This is a genomic window from Phyllobacterium sp. 0TCS1.6A, assembly GCF_026420825.1.
In the GTDB taxonomy this organism is placed as follows: Bacteria; Pseudomonadota; Alphaproteobacteria; order Rhizobiales; family Rhizobiaceae; genus Phyllobacterium.
Genome location: NZ_JAPMAB010000001.1, coordinates 79,994 through 96,654, shown reverse-complemented (window position 1 = coordinate 96,654; position 16,661 = coordinate 79,994). Strand labels below are relative to the sequence as shown.

The 16,661-nt window shown below is 62.0% G+C and carries 16 protein-coding genes; 10 read left to right on the top strand and 6 right to left on the bottom strand.

Annotated features, from left to right (window positions below; genetic code table 11):
• Positions 1–190: 190 nt before the first annotated feature.
• Entirely contained in the window at positions 191–1,393 is a 1,203-nt protein-coding gene (locus OSJ75_RS00460; RefSeq protein WP_267226100.1) for a pyridoxal phosphate-dependent aminotransferase, read from the bottom strand.
• 240 nt (positions 1,394–1,633) lie between these two features.
• On the opposite strand from OSJ75_RS00460, the gene OSJ75_RS00455 reads away from it, so the two are divergent.
• Positions 1,634–2,257 (top strand): glutathione S-transferase family protein, encoded by a 624-nt coding sequence (locus OSJ75_RS00455; protein WP_267226098.1) that lies wholly within the window; start codon positions 1,634–1,636, stop codon positions 2,255–2,257.
• A 12-nt stretch (positions 2,258–2,269) separates the two neighbouring features.
• Here the strand turns inward: OSJ75_RS00455 and OSJ75_RS00450 are convergent, their stop codons facing one another.
• From OSJ75_RS00450 to greA, 3 genes are read right to left on the bottom strand one after another with little or no spacing between them, the layout of a single operon-like run.
• Positions 2,270–2,998 carry a glycosyltransferase family 25 protein gene (locus tag OSJ75_RS00450; RefSeq protein ID WP_267226096.1) on the bottom strand — a complete coding sequence of 243 codons (729 nt, stop codon included), beginning with the start codon at positions 2,996–2,998 and terminating at the stop codon, positions 2,270–2,272.
• Positions 2,995–4,053, bottom strand: coding sequence for a glycosyltransferase family 4 protein (locus OSJ75_RS00445; RefSeq protein ID WP_267226094.1), 1,059 nt, complete (start codon positions 4,051–4,053; stop codon positions 2,995–2,997). The genes OSJ75_RS00450 and OSJ75_RS00445 overlap by 4 nt, the downstream gene beginning before the upstream one ends.
• Positions 4,054–4,055: 2 nt before the next feature.
• The gene (gene greA / locus OSJ75_RS00440) at positions 4,056–4,529 is read right to left on the bottom strand and encodes a transcription elongation factor GreA (RefSeq protein ID WP_250019659.1); all 474 of its coding nucleotides are present in this window, start codon (positions 4,527–4,529) and stop codon (positions 4,056–4,058) included.
• A 279-nt stretch (positions 4,530–4,808) separates the two neighbouring features.
• Here greA and OSJ75_RS00435 point away from each other — a divergent pair, with 279 nt between their 5' ends.
• From OSJ75_RS00435 to OSJ75_RS00420, 4 genes are all read left to right on the top strand, one after another.
• The gene (locus OSJ75_RS00435) at positions 4,809–5,951 is read left to right on the top strand and encodes a PQQ-dependent sugar dehydrogenase (RefSeq protein WP_267226091.1); all 1,143 of its coding nucleotides are present in this window, start codon (positions 4,809–4,811) and stop codon (positions 5,949–5,951) included.
• A gap of 85 nt (positions 5,952–6,036) precedes the next feature.
• Complete coding sequence (locus OSJ75_RS00430) at positions 6,037–6,921, top strand: DMT family transporter (protein WP_267226089.1); 885 nt, start codon at positions 6,037–6,039, stop codon at positions 6,919–6,921.
• 142 nt (positions 6,922–7,063) lie between these two features.
• Entirely contained in the window at positions 7,064–8,029 is a 966-nt protein-coding gene (locus tag OSJ75_RS00425) for an extensin family protein (RefSeq protein ID WP_267226087.1), read from the top strand.
• Positions 8,030–8,216: 187 nt separating this feature from the next.
• A complete protein-coding gene (locus OSJ75_RS00420; RefSeq protein WP_250019655.1) occupies positions 8,217–8,639 on the top strand; it encodes a VOC family protein in 423 nt (140 codons plus the stop codon).
• On the opposite strand, the gene OSJ75_RS00415 is transcribed toward OSJ75_RS00420, so the two are convergent.
• A complete protein-coding gene (locus OSJ75_RS00415) occupies positions 8,640–9,029 on the bottom strand; it encodes an acyl-CoA thioesterase (protein WP_250019654.1) in 390 nt (129 codons plus the stop codon).
• A 160-nt stretch (positions 9,030–9,189) separates the two neighbouring features.
• Between OSJ75_RS00415 and OSJ75_RS00410 the strand changes: the two genes are divergently transcribed.
• The 5 genes from OSJ75_RS00410 (at position 9,190) to uvrB (ending at position 16,024) form a co-directional block, all read left to right on the top strand.
• Positions 9,190–10,386, top strand: coding sequence for a mandelate racemase/muconate lactonizing enzyme family protein (locus OSJ75_RS00410; protein ID WP_250019653.1), 1,197 nt, complete (start codon positions 9,190–9,192; stop codon positions 10,384–10,386).
• A 146-nt stretch (positions 10,387–10,532) separates the two neighbouring features.
• A complete protein-coding gene (locus OSJ75_RS00405; RefSeq protein WP_250019652.1) occupies positions 10,533–11,702 on the top strand; it encodes an alpha/beta hydrolase in 1,170 nt (389 codons plus the stop codon).
• Between the two features lie 132 nt (positions 11,703–11,834).
• Positions 11,835–12,092, top strand: a complete 258-nt coding sequence (locus OSJ75_RS00400) for a SemiSWEET family sugar transporter (RefSeq protein WP_250019651.1) — start codon at positions 11,835–11,837, stop codon at positions 12,090–12,092.
• A 98-nt stretch (positions 12,093–12,190) separates the two neighbouring features.
• Positions 12,191–13,102 carry an HNH endonuclease gene (locus tag OSJ75_RS00395; protein WP_267226082.1) on the top strand — a complete coding sequence of 304 codons (912 nt, stop codon included), beginning with the start codon at positions 12,191–12,193 and terminating at the stop codon, positions 13,100–13,102.
• A 114-nt stretch (positions 13,103–13,216) separates the two neighbouring features.
• Positions 13,217–16,024 carry an excinuclease ABC subunit UvrB gene (gene uvrB, locus OSJ75_RS00390; protein WP_267226080.1) on the top strand — a complete coding sequence of 936 codons (2,808 nt, stop codon included), beginning with the start codon at positions 13,217–13,219 and terminating at the stop codon, positions 16,022–16,024.
• Positions 16,025–16,042: 18 nt separating this feature from the next.
• Here the strand turns inward: uvrB and OSJ75_RS00385 are convergent, their stop codons facing one another.
• Positions 16,043–16,636: a TetR/AcrR family transcriptional regulator gene (locus OSJ75_RS00385; RefSeq protein WP_250019648.1), complete on the bottom strand. Its 594-nt coding sequence runs from the start codon at positions 16,634–16,636 to the stop codon at positions 16,043–16,045.
• Positions 16,637–16,661 lie beyond the last annotated feature (25 nt).

Sequence of the window (16,661 nt, the reverse complement as noted above, 5' to 3'; positions counted from 1 at the left end):
TCGCCGGAAACGGCACCTTCAAAATTCAAGGCCGGGCTTACGTCCGGCCTCTTTTCTTTCCAGAACACTGAAACTGCATCGGCTTCGAGCGCCTGCCTTTTGTCGGGAGCTTGCTTTCTGTCGCCAAAAAAGGGCCCCGAAGGGCCCCTGTCTTTCGGCTCCAGGCCTTTCGGCTCCAGGTCGTTCGGCTCTAGCGCAGGCTTGCGCAGAAACGCTGTATCCGCTTGCCTGCCTCTTCCAGATTTGCATCGGAGGTTGCGTAGGAAATACGGAAGTTCGGTCCAAGGCCGAATGCCGAGCCATGCACCGCCGCCACGGCCTCGCTGGCGAGAAGCTCGCTGACGAAATCCTCGTCGGTCTCGATCTTCTTACCCGACGGCGCCGTCTTGCCGATCGCAGCGGCGCAGGACGGATAGACGTAGAAGGCACCTTCAGGCTTGGGGCATTCCAGGAAATTCGTCTGGTTCAGCATGGAGACGATAAGGTCGCGCCGCGCCTCGAACGCCTTCTTGAACACCGGCAGATGTTCCTGCGTGCCATCCAGCGCCTCGACCGCCGCCCATTGCGAAACCGAGCTCGTTCCCGATGTCTGCTGGCCCTGCACCATGTCCATGGCCTTGATCAGTTCGATCGGCCCGGCAGCGTAGCCGATGCGCCATCCGGTCATCGCATAGGCCTTGGAGACGCCGTTCATGGTGAGCGTGCGCTCATAGAGGTTGGGCTCGACCTGCGCCGGCGTGACGAATTTGAAGTCGCCATAGGTCAGGTGCTCGTACATGTCGTCGGTCAGGACCCAGACATGCGGATGCCGGACCAGCACGTCCGTCAGTTTCTTCATCTCATCCCAGGTATAGGCCGCACCGGAAGGATTGGACGGGGAGTTCATGATGATCCACTTGGTCTTCGGCGTGATTGCGCGCTCCAGATCCTCGGGCTGCAGCTTGAATTCATTCGCCTGCACCGCCGACACGATCACCGGGATGCCGCCGCAGAGCGAAACCATCTCCGGGTAGCTGACCCAGTAGGGCGCGACGCAGATCACCTCGTCGCCGGGGTTCAGCGTCGAAAGCAGCGCATTGTAGATGACATGCTTGCCGCCGGTGCTGACGATCGTCTGGTTGGGCTTGTAATCAAGCTCGTTCTCCCGCTTGAACTTGCGGGTGATCGCCTCGCGCAGCTGGGGAATGCCGGAGACGGGCGTATATTTCGTCTCGCCGCGCCGGATTGCAGCAATTGCGGCTTCCTTGATATTATCTGGCGTATCGAAATCCGGCTCCCCGACGGAGAGAGAGATGACATCGCGTCCCTCAGCTTTCAGGTCCCGCGCTTTCTGGGTGATCGCAATCGTTGCGGAAGTCTTCACACGGGAAAGGGCGTCGGCGAGGAATGCCATGGTATCGTTCTCCTGATACGAGGGTTGATGACCGGTATTCGGTTTGCGGGACTGCTATGTCGCAATGCCTCTGGAATCGCAAGCGAAAGCATACCCTATGGACTTCACATCGCGCACTTTATGTGCAGGGTGTGACATACAGCTGCGCAAACATAAGGGCAGCTAACGTATCTCTTCAACCAAATTGATTGGACACAGGGAAAGGCACCGGAAATAGTCGCGCGCCACAGGAGAAGAACGATGCCAAAACTATACTCGCAGATCGACTCGGGAAACTGCTACAAGCCTCGCCTCCTGATGGCGAAACTGGGAATGCCGTTCGAGCATGTCGCGATATCTTCGGTGGACGGCTCGACGCGCAAGCCGGACTTCCTGGCCAGGAACCCGAACGGCAAGGTGCCCCTGCTCGAATTTGACGATGGCAGACTGCTGGCCGAATCCAATGCCATTCTGCTTCACCTGGCGGAAGGCACGCGCTTCATTCCGTCCGATCCCTATGAACGCGCGCTCATGTATCAATGGCTGTTCTTCGAACAATATAGCCACGAACCCTATATCGCCGTGCGCCGGGCTCTCATGGTCTATCCGGAGCGCGCCCGCGAGGCGACGCCGGAACGGCTGGCGGCCACGTTGGAAGGCGGCAACAAGGCCCTGCTCGTCATGGAGACGCAGTTGCAGAAGACGCCCTATTTCGCCGGCGGCAGTTTCAGTATCGCGGATATCGCGCTCTACGCCTATACGCACACGGCCAATCATGGCGGCTTCGACCTTTCGGCCTATCCTTCCGTGGCAAAGTGGCTCGGGCGCGTCGCGGCGGATGAAGGCCATGTGCCGGTGGACTGGCTGCCCGACGGCGCGCAATGAGCGGCGGGCCGTTCAGCCCTGCAATCGGTTGATCATATAGAGCGTGAAGCGGTACCAGGGCCGCATCACCTCGCGGTAGAGCCGCGCCGCCAGTGTCTTCTTCTTGTTCTGGACGACCGAACCGCCGAGATCGAAATCGATCTCCCTGATGGCGATCGGCCGCGCCGAAAGTATACGAGCGGTGTGCAGCCAACCCATCTGGATGGTCGTATCGACAGGTCGGTCGAAGCGCCGCGTGGCGGCCAGCAGGGCGCGCGCCGCCTCGACACCGACCAATTGCATCTGCATGCCAAGCCCGGGCAGGCGCGGCTCGATGATCGACAGGCCATTTTCGGCCGCGACGACATCGCCGTTCTCGCCGCGCTCCCAGCGTGGAAAACGGATATAGTCGTTCGGCTGGATGGAGCTCGCGGCGAGCCTGAACAGCGCATCGAAGCCTTCGCCGGGCTCGACATCATCCTCGACGATCAACCCCGCGGACAGATTGCGGTCGACGATCTCCTGCCACGCCTTGCGGTGGGAGAGGAAGCAGGCGATTTCGGATTTGCGCAATGCGAACGGGTACCAGGGCTGGTGCAGCGAACGCCGGAAGACACCCGCAATCTCGGGCTCCGACATGGCTTCCCCATCCACCGCGTCCAGAATCTCCGTCGGCACGGGGAGATTGTCGATCAGCGACCGCGCATGCTCGCCGCGCCGTTCCGCCCGTTGCAGATGGATGATGAAGCCCTGCACTGTCATCGCGCCCCTCCGGCGAACAGCGTCTCATAGACGTCAAGTATCTGCGCGGCCTCCTTCTCGAGCGGGAAGTTCGTGCGCACATGCGCAAGCCCCGCCTGCCCTGCGGCCAGGCATTTCGCCGGATCGGCAAGATATGGTTCGATCGCCTGTCTCAGCGCCTCGCCGTCACCCGCCGGCACCACCCTGCCCGTCTCCGGCGTTATCATCTCGGCATAGGCTCCCGCATCGCTGGCAATAACAGCTGTCTGCGAAGCCATGGCTTCGAGCGGCGTCAGGCCGAAGCCTTCATTGCGTGACGGCGCCACATAAAGCGTCATCCTGCGGTACCAGGGACGCACGTCGGGCACCTCGCCAAGGAATTTAATGCGGTCCTGCAGCCCGGCGGCAGCAATGCGGCTGCGCAGCTCCGCCTCGAAATTCGCAAATTCGGCCGTGGTGCGCCCTGTCATGACTGCCGCCCAATCCGGATAGTGCGGCAGAAGCGCAATCATGGCATCGACAAACAGGTCGGTGCCCTTGGAAGGGCGGATGCGGCCGGCGCAGCCGACGAGATATTTTCCGGGCAGGCCGGACGCCTCGAAGCGGTCGTCGGCGTTGGCAGGAGGATGGAACAGGCTGGTATCGACGCCGTGCATGATGACGCGATGCGGCACTTTGAGGAAGCTGCCGGACCTTCCGCTCGTCGCGATGACGGCATCCATGCGGCGTATCAACCATTTGGTGAACGGCTTGTGGTCACGCTGCGCGGCGGAGGTGAAGACAAGCTTCAGCCGCGAGCCGCAAAGCCAGCGCAGGACGATGCCCGCCAGCATCTCATTGTTGCGCCGGGCATGCCATATGCGGAAGGGACGATGCTTCGGGCGCGACCAGAGGCCGAGCAGCGACGACCAACCTATCCGCGGAAGAGATGGCGGCAGGCCGGGACCGATGGTCGTGATATTGAGCCCCTTCGCGCGCTGCAACGGTATCAGCTGCACGATAGTCGAGGTGACCCCCGAAAGCTTGCGCTTGAAGTTCGGGGCTATCACCTCGATGTCGGTAAGGGAGCTTGGCACGCCTAGATGAATTTGAAGCCGAGAATCTCGTAGGAACGCGCCCCGCCTGGAGCATTGACCTCGATCGTGTCGCCCTCGCTCTTGCCGATGAGGGCCCGGGCGATCGGCGATGAAATCGAGATGCGGCCAGCCTTGGGATCGGCTTCCTGGTCGCCGACGATCTGGTAGACCTTCTCCTCCTCGGTATCCTCGTCCACCAGCTCGATGGTCGCTCCGAACTTGATCTTGTCGCCCGACAGCTTTGAAATATCGATGATTTCCGCGCGGGCGGTCAGGTCCTCCAATTCGCCGATGCGGCCTTCATTGTGGCTCTGGGCCTCCTTGGCGGCGTGATATTCGGCATTCTCCGAAAGGTCGCCATGGGCGCGCGCCTCGGCAATGGCCTGAATGATGCGCGGCCGCTCTTCCTGCTGGCGCCAGCGCAGCTCCTCCTTGAGCTTATCAAATCCACCTTGAGTCATCGGGACCTTTTCCATGCCCTCTCCTTTCTCAGAACGTGCCACAGCCTCTCTGCGGGCCTCGGCACAAAAAGAAAACGGTCACCAGAGCGCATACTCCGGAACCGTTCATGCAATCTGCGCTTAATATAGCACCGTTTCAGGCGATTTCACGAAGAAAGTGGAAAATGTCGCACTACCGATCCCGAGGCGCCGCTTCGACGCCGGATCACGTCACTGTGACACCACCCCCGCGTGCAATTATGCACAAATACAATGCGTTGCCCGGATTATACCAATGGATCGAGGACGGAACTCATGAAAAGCAAAGTCAAGTTTCTACTGATCGGTGCTTTCGCCATCGCATCCCTGCCATCGACGGCCATCGCCAAGGATTACAAGACGGAAACAGTGACTGTCGCCGCCGATACGGTGGTCGACAATCTCGACCATCCCTGGGGCCTGGCGTTCCTTCCGGATGGCGCCCTGCTGGTCACGGAGCGCAGCGGCACCATGCGGATCGTCCGCAACGGCAAGGCCTCGAAACCGATCGAAAACGTGCCCGACGTGGCGGCAAGGGGCCAGGGCGGCTTGCTTGACGTGGCGCTCGCACCGGAATTCGAACGAAGCGGACGCATTTATTTCACCTATTCGGAACCCGGCCGTGGCGGCGCGGGAACGGCTTTGGCCAGCGCCAGGCTCGTACAAACGGACGGCTCCGCGGCACTGGAGGATGTCAAAGTCCTCGTTTCGATGAACCGCAAGACGCAAAAGGGCCAGCATTTCGGCTCCCGCATCGTCATCGCGCCCGATGGCAAGCTCTTCGTGACCATGGGTGAGCGCGGCGAGCAGAAACGGGCGCAGGATTTCAAGGATCACGCCGGCTCAGTCCTGCGCATCAATGCCGATGGTTCGATCCCGAAGGACAACCCGTTCGCGGATGGCGGCAAGGGCCTTCCCGAATTGTGGTCCAAGGGTCATCGCAATCCGCAAGGGGCGGCATGGGACCCGGTCACGAACTCGCTGCTGACCTTGGAACATGGCGCCAAGGGCGGCGATGAAATCAACCAGCCCCGCGCCGGCAGGAACTATGGCTGGCCCGTCATCAGCTATGGCGAGGACTATTCGGGCGCCAAGATCGGCGTCGGCACGGAAGCCGAGGGCTATGAGCAGCCGCTCTATTACTGGGACCCCTCCATCGCACCTTCGGGCCTCGCGGTCTATCAGGGCAAGATGTTTCCCGAATGGAACGGCGATCTTCTCGCCGGGGCGCTCAAGTTCGAACTCCTCGTCCGCCTCGACCGCGACGAAAAGGGCGCCATGAAGGGCGAGGAACGGCTGTTCGAGGGCGAATTCGGCCGGATTCGCGACGTTCGTGTTGCACCGGATGGCTCGATCTACCTCCTGACCGATGACAGCAACGGCAAGATTGTGCGCCTGACCCGGGCATCCGGCGCCTGATCGGGCTTGCCGCCGGACCGTTCCTTGGATAGAGCCATTGCGAGGACTGCGCGTCGAGGACCGCGGTGGGAGTTGCGGGGATTCGATGACGCATGCGCGTGCCAATATTCTGTTGCTAGCGGCCGGGGCCATCTGGGGCCTGGGTTTCGTCGCCCAGTCGAGCGCCATGAGCAATATCGGCCCCTATACGTTCGTCGGGCTGCGTTTCCTGCTCGCCGCCCTGACCGTCGTGCCGCTGGCCATCCGGGAAGCCAGGGCTGCAGCGTCGCCCCTATCCCGGGCCGATTATTACGGCTTCGCTTTCCTCGGTGTGCTGCTGTTCATCGGCTCGATCCTGCAGCAGATCGGCCTCGAGACGACCACCGTCACCAATGCCGGCTTCCTCACCGGCCTCTATGTGGTCATGGTGCCTTTCCTGGCCGTGATCATCTATCGCCAATGGCCGCATCCGGTAGTCTGGCCCTGCGCGCTGTCGGCGCTCGCCGGCATCTATCTTCTGTCCGGTGGGCATCTGCAAGGATTGACGACCGGTGACTGGCTGATCGTCGCCTGCGCCATCTTCTGGGCTCTCCAGATCATATTCATGGGCCGCATCGCCATCCGCAGCGGGCGTCCGATCATGCTTTCGCTGGTGCAGTTCCTTGTCTGCGGCGTGCTCAGCATGCTGATTTCCCTCCCGCTCGAGACCCCGAACCCCGCCCTGATCCTCGCTGTCGCGCCGGAGATCATCTTCGCCGGCGTGTTCTCCTCGGGAATAGGCTTCACCCTGCAGGCAATCGGCCAGCGCTTCACCACCGCGCCGCAGGCGGCAATCATGTTGTCCTCGGAAGCGCTGTTCGCCGCCCTTTTCGGCACCATCCTGCTCGGCGAGCGCATGGGCGTGCAGGGCATGGCGGGATGCGCCCTGATCTTCATCGCCATGATCGCCGTCGAACTGATACCCGCGATGCGCAAACGCGCCACTGCCTGACAGCGGCGGCGCGCCCCGCCTCAATTGCGACATAGGGCTTAACAGCCCCGCTGACCTTTCCTTTACCCTTTGCTGCTACTCCTGATTTCAGATGTTCGCGGCTGCCGCACCCACAGCGGCTACGGCAGAAGGATATGGTGACATGGGTATCGCGTTGTCATCCGCCCTGCGTCTTGAACGCATACCGGTCATGCTCGCACTTTGCGCCTGTACGGCGCTCAGCGCTTGCGGCATGGGTGAAACACCGCGCCCTTCCGCCGATGTCGGCGCTTCGACGGCGGCGGATTATGCCAGCCAGTCGCCCCAGATTGCGGCCGATCCTCTCGTCGTTGCCGAGCCGGTCCCATCCGTCGTCGACGATGCCGGCCAATCATCCGAAACGGCCCGGATCGCCGATATCCCGCAGGCCGAACAGCCCGCAGAACCTGAAACACCCTCGCTCGCCCGCGCAGAGGAAGAAGAGGCGCAGACCTATCAGAGCAGCCCGGACGAATACGGGTTCCCGGCGTCGGTGCCTGATCCCGTCGCCCGCGGCCAGGCGGCCTATGCGCTCTCCGGCAGCGAAGCCGCTTGCCGCACGCAACTGAAGCGACTGGGCGTGGTCTTCGCCGAAGGGGAACCGATCAATGATGGCGGCGTCTGCCGCATCGATCATCCGCTCAAGGTCAGCGGCTTCGCCAGCGGCAACATCAAGCTGAAACCGGCTGCCACATTGAACTGCCAGATGACGCTCGCCTTCGCCCGCTGGGTCAAGAGCGACCTGACGCCATCGACCCGCCTTCGCTATCTGTCAGGCATCAATACCATCCATCAGGCGTCCAGCTACTCCTGCCGCACCATGAGCAACCAGCGCGGCAGGGCGATGTCGGAACATTCGCGCGGAAATGCCCTCGATATCTCCAGGATCACGCTCAACAATGGCAAGGCGATCAAGGTGCAGAAGCCCGGATTGTTCTCCTTCCGCCAACGCGGCCTGCTCAACAGCGTACGCTCCGACGCTTGCGATTACTTCACCACCGTCCTCGGCCCGGGCTATGACCGCTTCCATGGCGACCACTTCCACTTCGACCTGATGCAGCGGCGCAATGGAAGGCGCGCCTGCCGCTAGGACAATGAAATCAACGCATTGGCAGCCCCGACGGAATCAGATTGGCAGCGAGTTGAATCGATACATGAATTTCGATGCGAGAATGCGCGCCTTTCCGCAGGAGCCAGATAAACTCTCCTGACAGGCGCCCCTTGTCAGCCCGGCTCGTTCCTGTCTAATCCGGCTCGGAGAAGAAGGGAGATCTCATATGCGCTTCAACGATCGCTATCCGATCATCGTCACCGACCGCAAGGAAGCCTGCCGCGACTTCTGGATCAGGCATCTCGGCTTCGTCAGCGGATTCGACAGCACGTGGTTCTGCTGGCTATCCGCCGAAGACCAGTCCGCATCCATCGCCTTCATGACACCCGATCATCCCTCGTCACCGCCAGGTTCCGAGACGTTCAGCGGCACGGGCATGTGTTTCGAATTGCAGGTCGACGATGCCGGGGCGGCCTTCGACAAGATCGCGGCGACAGGCCTGACGATCGAATATCCGCTGACGGACGAACCGTTCGGACAGCGGCGCTTCGGCTTCCATGATCCATCCGGCCTCTGGATCGACATCGTGGAACAGACAGAAGCCGAGGCGGGGTTCTGGGACAAATATATGATCGGCAGCGGTAGCTGATCACTCCTCCGCCGGCACCGGTGTCGGCTTGCCTTCCTTGTCCAGTGCGACCATGACGAAATCGGCATGGGTCACCCGCTCCATGATGTCGGTGAGATAACGTTGCGCCCAGGCCTCCACCTTCAGGGTGATCGACGTCCGGCCGACACCGGCCACCTGCGTATAGATGCAGAGTGTGTCGCCGATCTTGACGGGCTTGGCGAAGGCCATTTCCTTGACCGCGGCGGTCACGACACGTCCCTTCGCCCGCTCGGCCGCCCTTATGCCGCAGGAAAGGTCCATCTGCGCCATGACCCAGCCGCCGAAAATATCGCCCGCCGCATTCGCATCGGCAGGCATGGCCAGGGTGCGCAAGGTCAGTTCGCCTATCGGATTGGTCGGTTCGGTCATAGATTACTCCTCGGACGGGATTCGCCGAAGCAAGAATGCTGTGTCACGGCGGGTTTGAAAAGCCTTCGAACTGTCGGAAACGTGACATAGCGGGTCGCTACCCGGTTTTTGCCGGTCGAGGTCGCTGCCCTAGTCTCTTGGAAACAATGCGGGACGAGCCATGAAAATCACCGATGTCAGAACCTTCGTCGTGGGAAATCCTCCCCCTTCATTCGGCGGCACCTGGTTTCTCTTCGTCAAGCTGACCACCGATACCGGCGTTGTCGGCTATGGCGAAGCCTATAATTCGACGATCAGCCCGCAGATCATGCGCCAGATCGTCGAAGATGTCGCCGGACGCTGGCTGATCGGCGAAGATCCGCACCATATCGAGAAATTTTTCCGCCGCGCTTATTCGAGCGGCTTCTCGCAGCGCCCCGACCCCACGCTGATGGGCGCGGTGTCCGCGCTGGAGATGGCCTGCTGGGACATAATCGGCAAGGAAGCCGGCAAGCCGGTTTACGAGCTTCTCGGCGGCAGGGTGCATGAGCGGCTGCGCAGCTACACCTATATCTATCCGAAGACGGAACTCGGCGAGACATCGGCTATCTACTGGGATGCCGAGGCTTCGGCCGCGCGCGCCGCAGAATATGTCGGCGAGGGCTATACTGCCGTCAAATTCGACCCGGTCGCGCCCTATACCTCCTTCGATCCGCGCCAATTATCGCTCGAACAGCTCGATCTCGGCGAAAAATTCGTGAAACTCGTGCGTGAGGCGGTCGGAAGCAAGGCGGACCTGCTGTTCGGCACCCATGGGCAGATGACGCCAGCGAGCGCCGTTCGGCTTGCAAAACGGCTCGAACCCTATGATCCGCTCTGGCTGGAAGAGCCGGTGCCGCCGGATATGCCGGAAAACATGGGCTATGTGCAGCAGCATACCTCCATTCCCATAGCCTCGGGTGAGAGACTGACCACGAAATACGAATTCCAGCGCCTGCTCGTGAACCGTGCCGCCAATATCCTGCAGATGAATCTCGGCCGTGTCGGCGGGCTGCTGGAAGCGAAGAAGATCGCCGGCATGGCGGAGACGTTCCACGCCCAGGTCGCGCCGCATCTCTATTGCGGGCCGCTCGTCGGCGCAGCCAACATACAGCTCGCCACATGCAGTCCGAACTTCCTGATCCTTGAATGTATCCAGGGGTTTGGCGGCTTCCACGCCGAGATCCTGAAGAAACCGCTGCGCTGGGAAGAAGGCTATGTCATTCCGCCGACCGAACCCGGCCTCGGCGTTGAACTGGACGAGGAAGTTGCCGAGCGCCACGCCTATACCGGTCATGAGCTTCATCTCGGCATGGGGCGCGACCCGCTGCCGCTGTAACCGCCCCCTGCGGACGCGGTACGGCTGTGGAAAATTTGTCACGCGCGGCGAAATAGGCAGCACGACAAGCCGCGCAAATGGCGATTGCGGTTGCAGCGGCGGCAAAATACTGTTTCAAGCGGTGCATGGTAGTGTGGAGTTGAGCCATGGCGTTGTCGCGTCTGTCAGTCATTCTGCTCATCCCGTTCCTCCTTGCCGGCTGCGGCGGGAAGGCGGTCCTGGGGCTAAAGGAGACAGGCATTGTCAAGGCAAGCGCGGCTGTGCCAGCCCCGAGGCTGAGCGAAACCAAGGGGCCGAAGGCGGTTGTCCCGATCTTCGTCGCAACCAGCCGCGAGCGCTCCGACAATCTTTCCTTGCCATTTTCCGCCAGACGTTCCGCCGAGCTGAACTTTGCGCGGGTGGATATCGGCATTCCGCCGAGCCACAAATCCGGCCAGGTGGAAAAATCGACGACCAAGCCGAATCCGGCCCGCAACTTCGCCGCGACCATTTTCCAGCCCTATGACAGGGAGCAACTGTTTCTGGACAAATTGAACGCCGAGCTCGCGCGCCGGCCCGCCAATCAGCGCGAATTGCTCGTCTTCGTCCATGGCTACAACAATAATTTTGCCGACAGCGTCTTTCGCGCCGCGCAGATCGCGCATGATTACGCGATTCCCGGCGTCACGCTGCACTATGCCTGGCCGTCAGCCGGCTCCATCGGTCTTTACGTCTATGATCGCGACAGCGCCACCTTCGGCCGCGACGGCCTGGCGGAGACGCTGCGCGTAGCGGCGCGTTCCAATGCTAGCAAGATACTGCTGCTCGGCCATTCCATGGGCTCTTTCGTCGTCATGGAGGCGCTGAAGGAATTGGCGGAAAGCGGCGACCGGGCGGTCTTCAACCGCTTCTCCGGCGTGATGCTCGCTGCGCCGGATATCGACATCGACGTCTTCCAGCAGCAGGCCGAGGATATCGGCACCCTGCCAAAACCGTTCACGGTGCTGGTTTCCCGCGCCGACCGCGCCCTCAACGTCTCCAGCCGGATCGTCGGTGGCCATCCGCGGGTCGGCGACGGCTCCAGCATTCCCGCGTTGCAGAGTCTCGGCATCGTCGTGCTCGATGCGTCATCGCTCGACGGGGGCTCACACGGCGTCTTTGCGAGCTCGCCCACGCTCATGAAAATGGCGCGGAGCGGCGAGCTTTCGCAGCGCGTCCTCGAAGGCGACGAGCAATCACCGGGACAGGCCGTTCTGGCCGACGGAACCTCCGTCATCACCGGGGCGGCATCGCTGGTGATCTACCTGCCGGCGCGCCTGCTCGACGTCGTCCGATAGAACTGCGGCCGCTGCGGGTAAGCCCTATGAAAAACCTGACGGAATTCGGCGGGTTACGTCACGATTCCGCTGTATTTTAGCGATGAAACCGCTCATATACTGTTTTTATTTTCTTGCGCGAAAGAGCCGTCCGTGCCGTTCCATATCGAGCTTGTCGGCAGTCTTGCTGCCATCATCACGACCATGTGCTGGATCCCCCAGATCATGAAGATCGTTCGTTACCGCGAAACGGCCAGCATTTCGCTGATCACCAATGTTTCGCTCGCCCTCGGCGTCTTTCTCTGGCTCTGCTACGGGCTCCTGATCGGCTCCTGGCCGGTCATCGCCGCCAATGGCCTGACATTGCTCCTCATCCTGACCATTCTCGGCCTGAAGTTGCGCTACGGCTGAAGCCGGCGCCTGAGTTGCGGCTGAAGCCCGCATTTGCAATTTGGGGTTCGTTTCGCATTCGGGTAGGCTGAGCCATGCTGTCGTGGAAATGACGAGCAGTGATTCCGCCGCATGGCAGCCATTTTCAACGTTCGCTCCGGCGTCGGGAGCGTTGGGCCGCTTCAGGCTGGATTCCGCTTTCGGACGAAATATCTCGACATTATCGGCGAGCAGCTCGGCGACTGGGTCATTTTTCTTCGCCGCGCCGCCCCAACGAGGCCTATGCTGGCCGCCTGGCCGGCTATTTCGCTGCCGCCAGCGTCGCCGCCATCCGCCCCACCGCCGATCCGGCCTACTGGCTTGCCAAGGTGGAGCAATATTTCGAGTTCCCGCGTCCCGTGCCCTTCCGCGCGCCCTATCCCAGTTCCTATTACGAATCGGCCATGCGCCAGATCGACGGTTCGGTAAATTCATCGCTGGTGCAGCAGGAAGCCCGGCGCCTGTCGGACGAGGATTGCATGACCATCCTGCGCGCCGGCATGGGCGAGGCATGGATCGAACCGCCCCGGATTGGCCACGCCAATTACGGCTTCGGCTTTGGGGAAGACCCTCCTCCCGCCGATGAACGCACCCGGATTCTCACCTCGCCGCTCCTGCGCGACCGCGCCTTCCGCCGGCTTATCGGCGAGGCCTATGGATGGACCTGTGCCATGACGGGCACCTGCCTCCAGGCTCCGGACGGCCGGCATGAGATCGAATGCGCGCATATCCGGCCGATCGAAAAATCCGGTTCCGACTCCGCCGGAAACGGTATCGCCCTCAGCCGCACCATCCACTGGCTGTTCGACAAGGGCCTGCTGTCGATCGACGCGGATTACACGATACTGGTGTCCTCGGTCATTGCGGGGCAGAAAGCGGTGTGCGACCTCCTGATCAGGAAGCCGGCGCGCATACACCTGCCGAAAGACCCTTATCACTGGCCGCACCAGGGATTGCTGCACTATCACCGGAGCAATATTTTCCGTCCCTGAACGCCGCATATCATGACAACTTCCTGACAGCTTGGTGTCAGGAGGTTGTGTCGGCGGTGCGCTTTCCGGGCGATGCCCCTTTCCATTTCGGCAGACTCTAACCATATTTGCCCCATGACCAAGTCACCATCGAAACACAGCACCGACGGTTTCGGCGAAACCCCGCAACCGGAGCTGGAAGGCACGCCGCTTTCCGGCAGCATCAGCGATTGGGCTGTCGGCATAACGAAACAGTCGGATCAGGCCGCAAAGCCGCGCGCCAGGACGAAGAAACCCGCAAAGGAAGCGCCTGCCGCGCGCACGTCGCGTGGCACGTCGATCGGCGGCTCATCCGATCCGAAGACGCGCGCCGCCGCCGGTCTCAATCCGGTCGCGGGGCTGGACATTTCGCTGGAAGACGCCGGCAGCATAGCGCCCGGCGGCGCCACGGCTACCGTCGCCGCCCTGTCCGCCCTGATCGAGAGCGGCAACCCGCTGTTCAAGAACGGCACGGCCTGGCAGCCGCATCGGCCCGCCCGCCCGCAGAAATCGGAAGGTGGCATCCCGATCCGCATGGAGACGGACTACACGCCGTCCGGCGACCAGCCGACGGCCATTGCCGACCTTGTTTCCGGCATCGGCGATGACGACCGGACGCAGGTCCTTCTCGGCGTCACCGGCTCCGGCAAGACCTTCACCATGGCGAAGGTGATCGAGGCGACCCAGCGGCCGGCTCTCATCCTGGCGCCGAACAAGACCCTTGCCGCGCAGCTCTATGGCGAGTTCAAGTCGTTCTTCCCCAACAATGCCGTCGAGTATTTCGTTTCCTACTACGATTATTACCAGCCGGAAGCCTATGTGCCGCGCTCCGACACCTATATCGAGAAGGAATCCTCGATAAACGAGCAGATCGATCGAATGCGGCACTCGGCTACCCGTTCGCTGCTGGAGCGCGACGATGTGATCATCGTCGCCTCGGTATCGTGCATCTACGGTATCGGTTCGGTCGAAACCTATACGGCGATGACCTTCGAAATGAAGATCGGCGACCGGCTCGACCAGCGCGCGCTGCTCGCCGACCTCGTGGCCCAGCAGTACAAGCGCCGCGAGGCGGATTTTTCCCGTGGCTCGTTTCGTGTGCGCGGCGATACGATCGAGCTTTTCCCCGCCCACCTGGAGGATCGCGCCTGGCGAATTTCGCTTTTCGGCGATGAGATCGAGGCAATTACCGAATTCGATCCGCTGACCGGCCACAAGACCGGCGACCTGCGCTCGGTCAAGATCTACGCGAATTCGCATTATGTGACGCCGCGGCCGACGCTGAACCAGGCGATCAAGTCGATCCGTGAAGAACTCAAGCACCGGCTGGTGGAACTGACGGAGGCCGGGCGGCTGCTGGAGGCCCAGCGCCTCGAGCAACGCTGCACATTCGATCTAGAAATGCTTGAAGCGACAGGTTCCTGCGCCGGCATCGAGAACTATTCGCGCTATCTCACCGGCCGCAAGCCGGGCGAGCCGCCGCCCACTCTTTTCGAGTACATCCCCGACAATGCGCTGGTCTTCATCGACGAAAGCCATGTGACCGTGCCGCAGATCGGCGCGATGTACAAGGGCGACTTTCGGCGCAAGGCCACGCTGGCGGAATATGGCTTTCGCCTGCCCTCCTGCATGGACAACCGGCCGCTGCGTTTCGAAGAGTGGGATGCGATGCGGCCGCAGACCGTTGCCGTCTCCGCGACGCCGGGTGGCTGGGAGATGGAGGAGTCCGGCGGCGTGTTCGCCGAGCAGGTCATCCGCCCGACCGGTCTTATCGACCCGCCGGTCGAGGTTCGCCCCGCCAAGTCGCAGGTCGACGATGTGCTGGGCGAAATCCGCGAGACGACCGCAAAGGGCTACCGCACGCTCGTCACCGTGCTGACCAAGCGGATGGCCGAGGACCTGACGGAATATCTCCACGAGCAGAACATCCGCGTGCGCTACATGCATTCCGACATCGACACGCTGGAACGCATCGAGATCCTGCGCGACCTGCGCCTCGGCGCTTTCGACGTGCTGGTGGGCATCAACCTGCTGCGCGAGGGCCTGGACATACCGGAATGCGGCTTCGTCGCCATTCTGGATGCGGACAAGGAAGGCTTCCTCCGGTCTGAAACCTCGCTGATCCAGACGATCGGCCGCGCCGCGCGAAATGTCGACGGCAAGGTCATCCTCTACGCCGACCATATTACCGGGTCGATGGAACGGGCGATGGCGGAAACCAGCCGCCGCCGCGAGAAGCAGGAGGCCTACAACATCGCCCACGGCATAACGCCGGCAAGCGTGAAGAAGAATATCGGCGATATCCTCAACAGCGTCTACGAGCGCGACCACGTCATGGCGGATATTTCCGGCTTTGCCGATTCCGGTACCATGGTCGGCAATAATCTCAAGGCGCATCTCGAGCATCTGCAGCGCCAGATGCGCGACGCCGCCGACGATCTCGACTTCGAGGTCGCCGCACGGCTGCGCGACGAGATCAAGCGCCTGCGCGATACGGAACTTGCCATTTCCGACGATCCGATGGCCCGCGAAGTAGAGCTGGAAAGTCCTGTCACGGGGCGCACCAAGGGCCGGCACAATGCCGGACGGGCCGCTCACCGCGTCGTCACCGAGGATGGCGAAACGCCGGCCGGCGTCTTCCGCAAGCCGCATCTCGACGAAATGGGCGGCGACAGCACCCGGCCGCTCGCGCCGAAGGGTTTCCGCAAGAACACGCTGGACGAGATGACAGTGGGACGAACCGAGAAGCCGCTGCCGGGCAATATCCCGGAAAAGCCGGCCTTCACCGGCACGAACCGCAATGATCACACCATCATCCGCCGCGAGCGAGCGGGGGCTGGCTCCTATGAGGATGACGGCAAGCGCAAGCGCCGCCCAGGCAAGACGGGGCGTCCCGGCCGCTGATCGCGGCTGGGTCGATATTTAAGGCGTATTTCCGCTTTCCGGCTCGGAGCCCTGGAAACCGGACCGAACCGCATCGAGGATTTCATCGGCGAAATCCGGATCATCCGATGCACGGGACAGAACCACGGCGCCGACCAGGCCTGCCATTATCTCCAGCGCCTTCTTCCGCTTCGCCTGCTGCGAAGGCTCGTCGACCACCAGCGACATGATGTCGAGCAGCCGCTTGGTGCCTTCGGTGAAGCGCGCCTGCACCTCGCCGCCATGCCGGGCAATGTCCGGCGCGAGCATGGACATGGTGCAGCTATTGGCGAGATTGCCCTCATGGGTCTTGCTGAGATAGGACAGGATGATGGCGTCGAGCGCGCTTTCCCGGTCCTGCTCGACCAGTTGCGACCATTTCTCGGCCGAGCGTTTCATCGCCGCATCGCATGATTCGGCGATGAGATCGTCCTTGGAGGCGAAGTGGCCATAGAAGCCGCCATGCGTCAGGCCCGCCTGCTTCATCACATCGGCGACGCCGATGCCGCCAAATCCCTTCTGCCGGAACTGCCTGCTCGCGACCTCGACGATACGGGCGCGGTTCTCCGCTGCCTGCTCCTTACTGACGCGCATCTGCGCTCCCCTTCCTCTACAAGGA

What these genes read in the sequence shown, in the direction of transcription:
- greA (WP_250019659.1), bottom strand. Translation starts at nt 4,529, where the DNA reads ATGGAAAAGGTCCCGATGACTCAAGGTGGATTTGATAAGCTCAAGGAG.
- OSJ75_RS00415 (WP_250019654.1), bottom strand. Translation starts at nt 9,029, where the DNA reads ATGACCGAACCGACCAATCCGATAGGCGAACTGACCTTGCGCACCCTG.
- OSJ75_RS00455 (WP_267226098.1), top strand. Translation starts at nt 1,634, where the DNA reads ATGCCAAAACTATACTCGCAGATCGACTCGGGAAACTGCTACAAGCCT.
- uvrB (WP_267226080.1), top strand. Translation starts at nt 13,217, where the DNA reads ATGACCAAGTCACCATCGAAACACAGCACCGACGGTTTCGGCGAAACC.
- OSJ75_RS00430 (WP_267226089.1), top strand. Translation starts at nt 6,037, where the DNA reads ATGACGCATGCGCGTGCCAATATTCTGTTGCTAGCGGCCGGGGCCATC.
- OSJ75_RS00420 (WP_250019655.1), top strand. Translation starts at nt 8,217, where the DNA reads ATGCGCTTCAACGATCGCTATCCGATCATCGTCACCGACCGCAAGGAA.
- OSJ75_RS00460 (WP_267226100.1), bottom strand. Translation starts at nt 1,393, where the DNA reads ATGGCATTCCTCGCCGACGCCCTTTCCCGTGTGAAGACTTCCGCAACG.
- OSJ75_RS00405 (WP_250019652.1), top strand. Translation starts at nt 10,533, where the DNA reads ATGGCGTTGTCGCGTCTGTCAGTCATTCTGCTCATCCCGTTCCTCCTT.
- OSJ75_RS00410 (WP_250019653.1), top strand. Translation starts at nt 9,190, where the DNA reads ATGAAAATCACCGATGTCAGAACCTTCGTCGTGGGAAATCCTCCCCCT.
- OSJ75_RS00450 (WP_267226096.1), bottom strand. Translation starts at nt 2,998, where the DNA reads ATGACAGTGCAGGGCTTCATCATCCATCTGCAACGGGCGGAACGGCGC.
- OSJ75_RS00385 (WP_250019648.1), bottom strand. Translation starts at nt 16,636, where the DNA reads ATGCGCGTCAGTAAGGAGCAGGCAGCGGAGAACCGCGCCCGTATCGTC.
- OSJ75_RS00425 (WP_267226087.1), top strand. Translation starts at nt 7,064, where the DNA reads ATGGGTATCGCGTTGTCATCCGCCCTGCGTCTTGAACGCATACCGGTC.
- OSJ75_RS00435 (WP_267226091.1), top strand. Translation starts at nt 4,809, where the DNA reads ATGAAAAGCAAAGTCAAGTTTCTACTGATCGGTGCTTTCGCCATCGCA.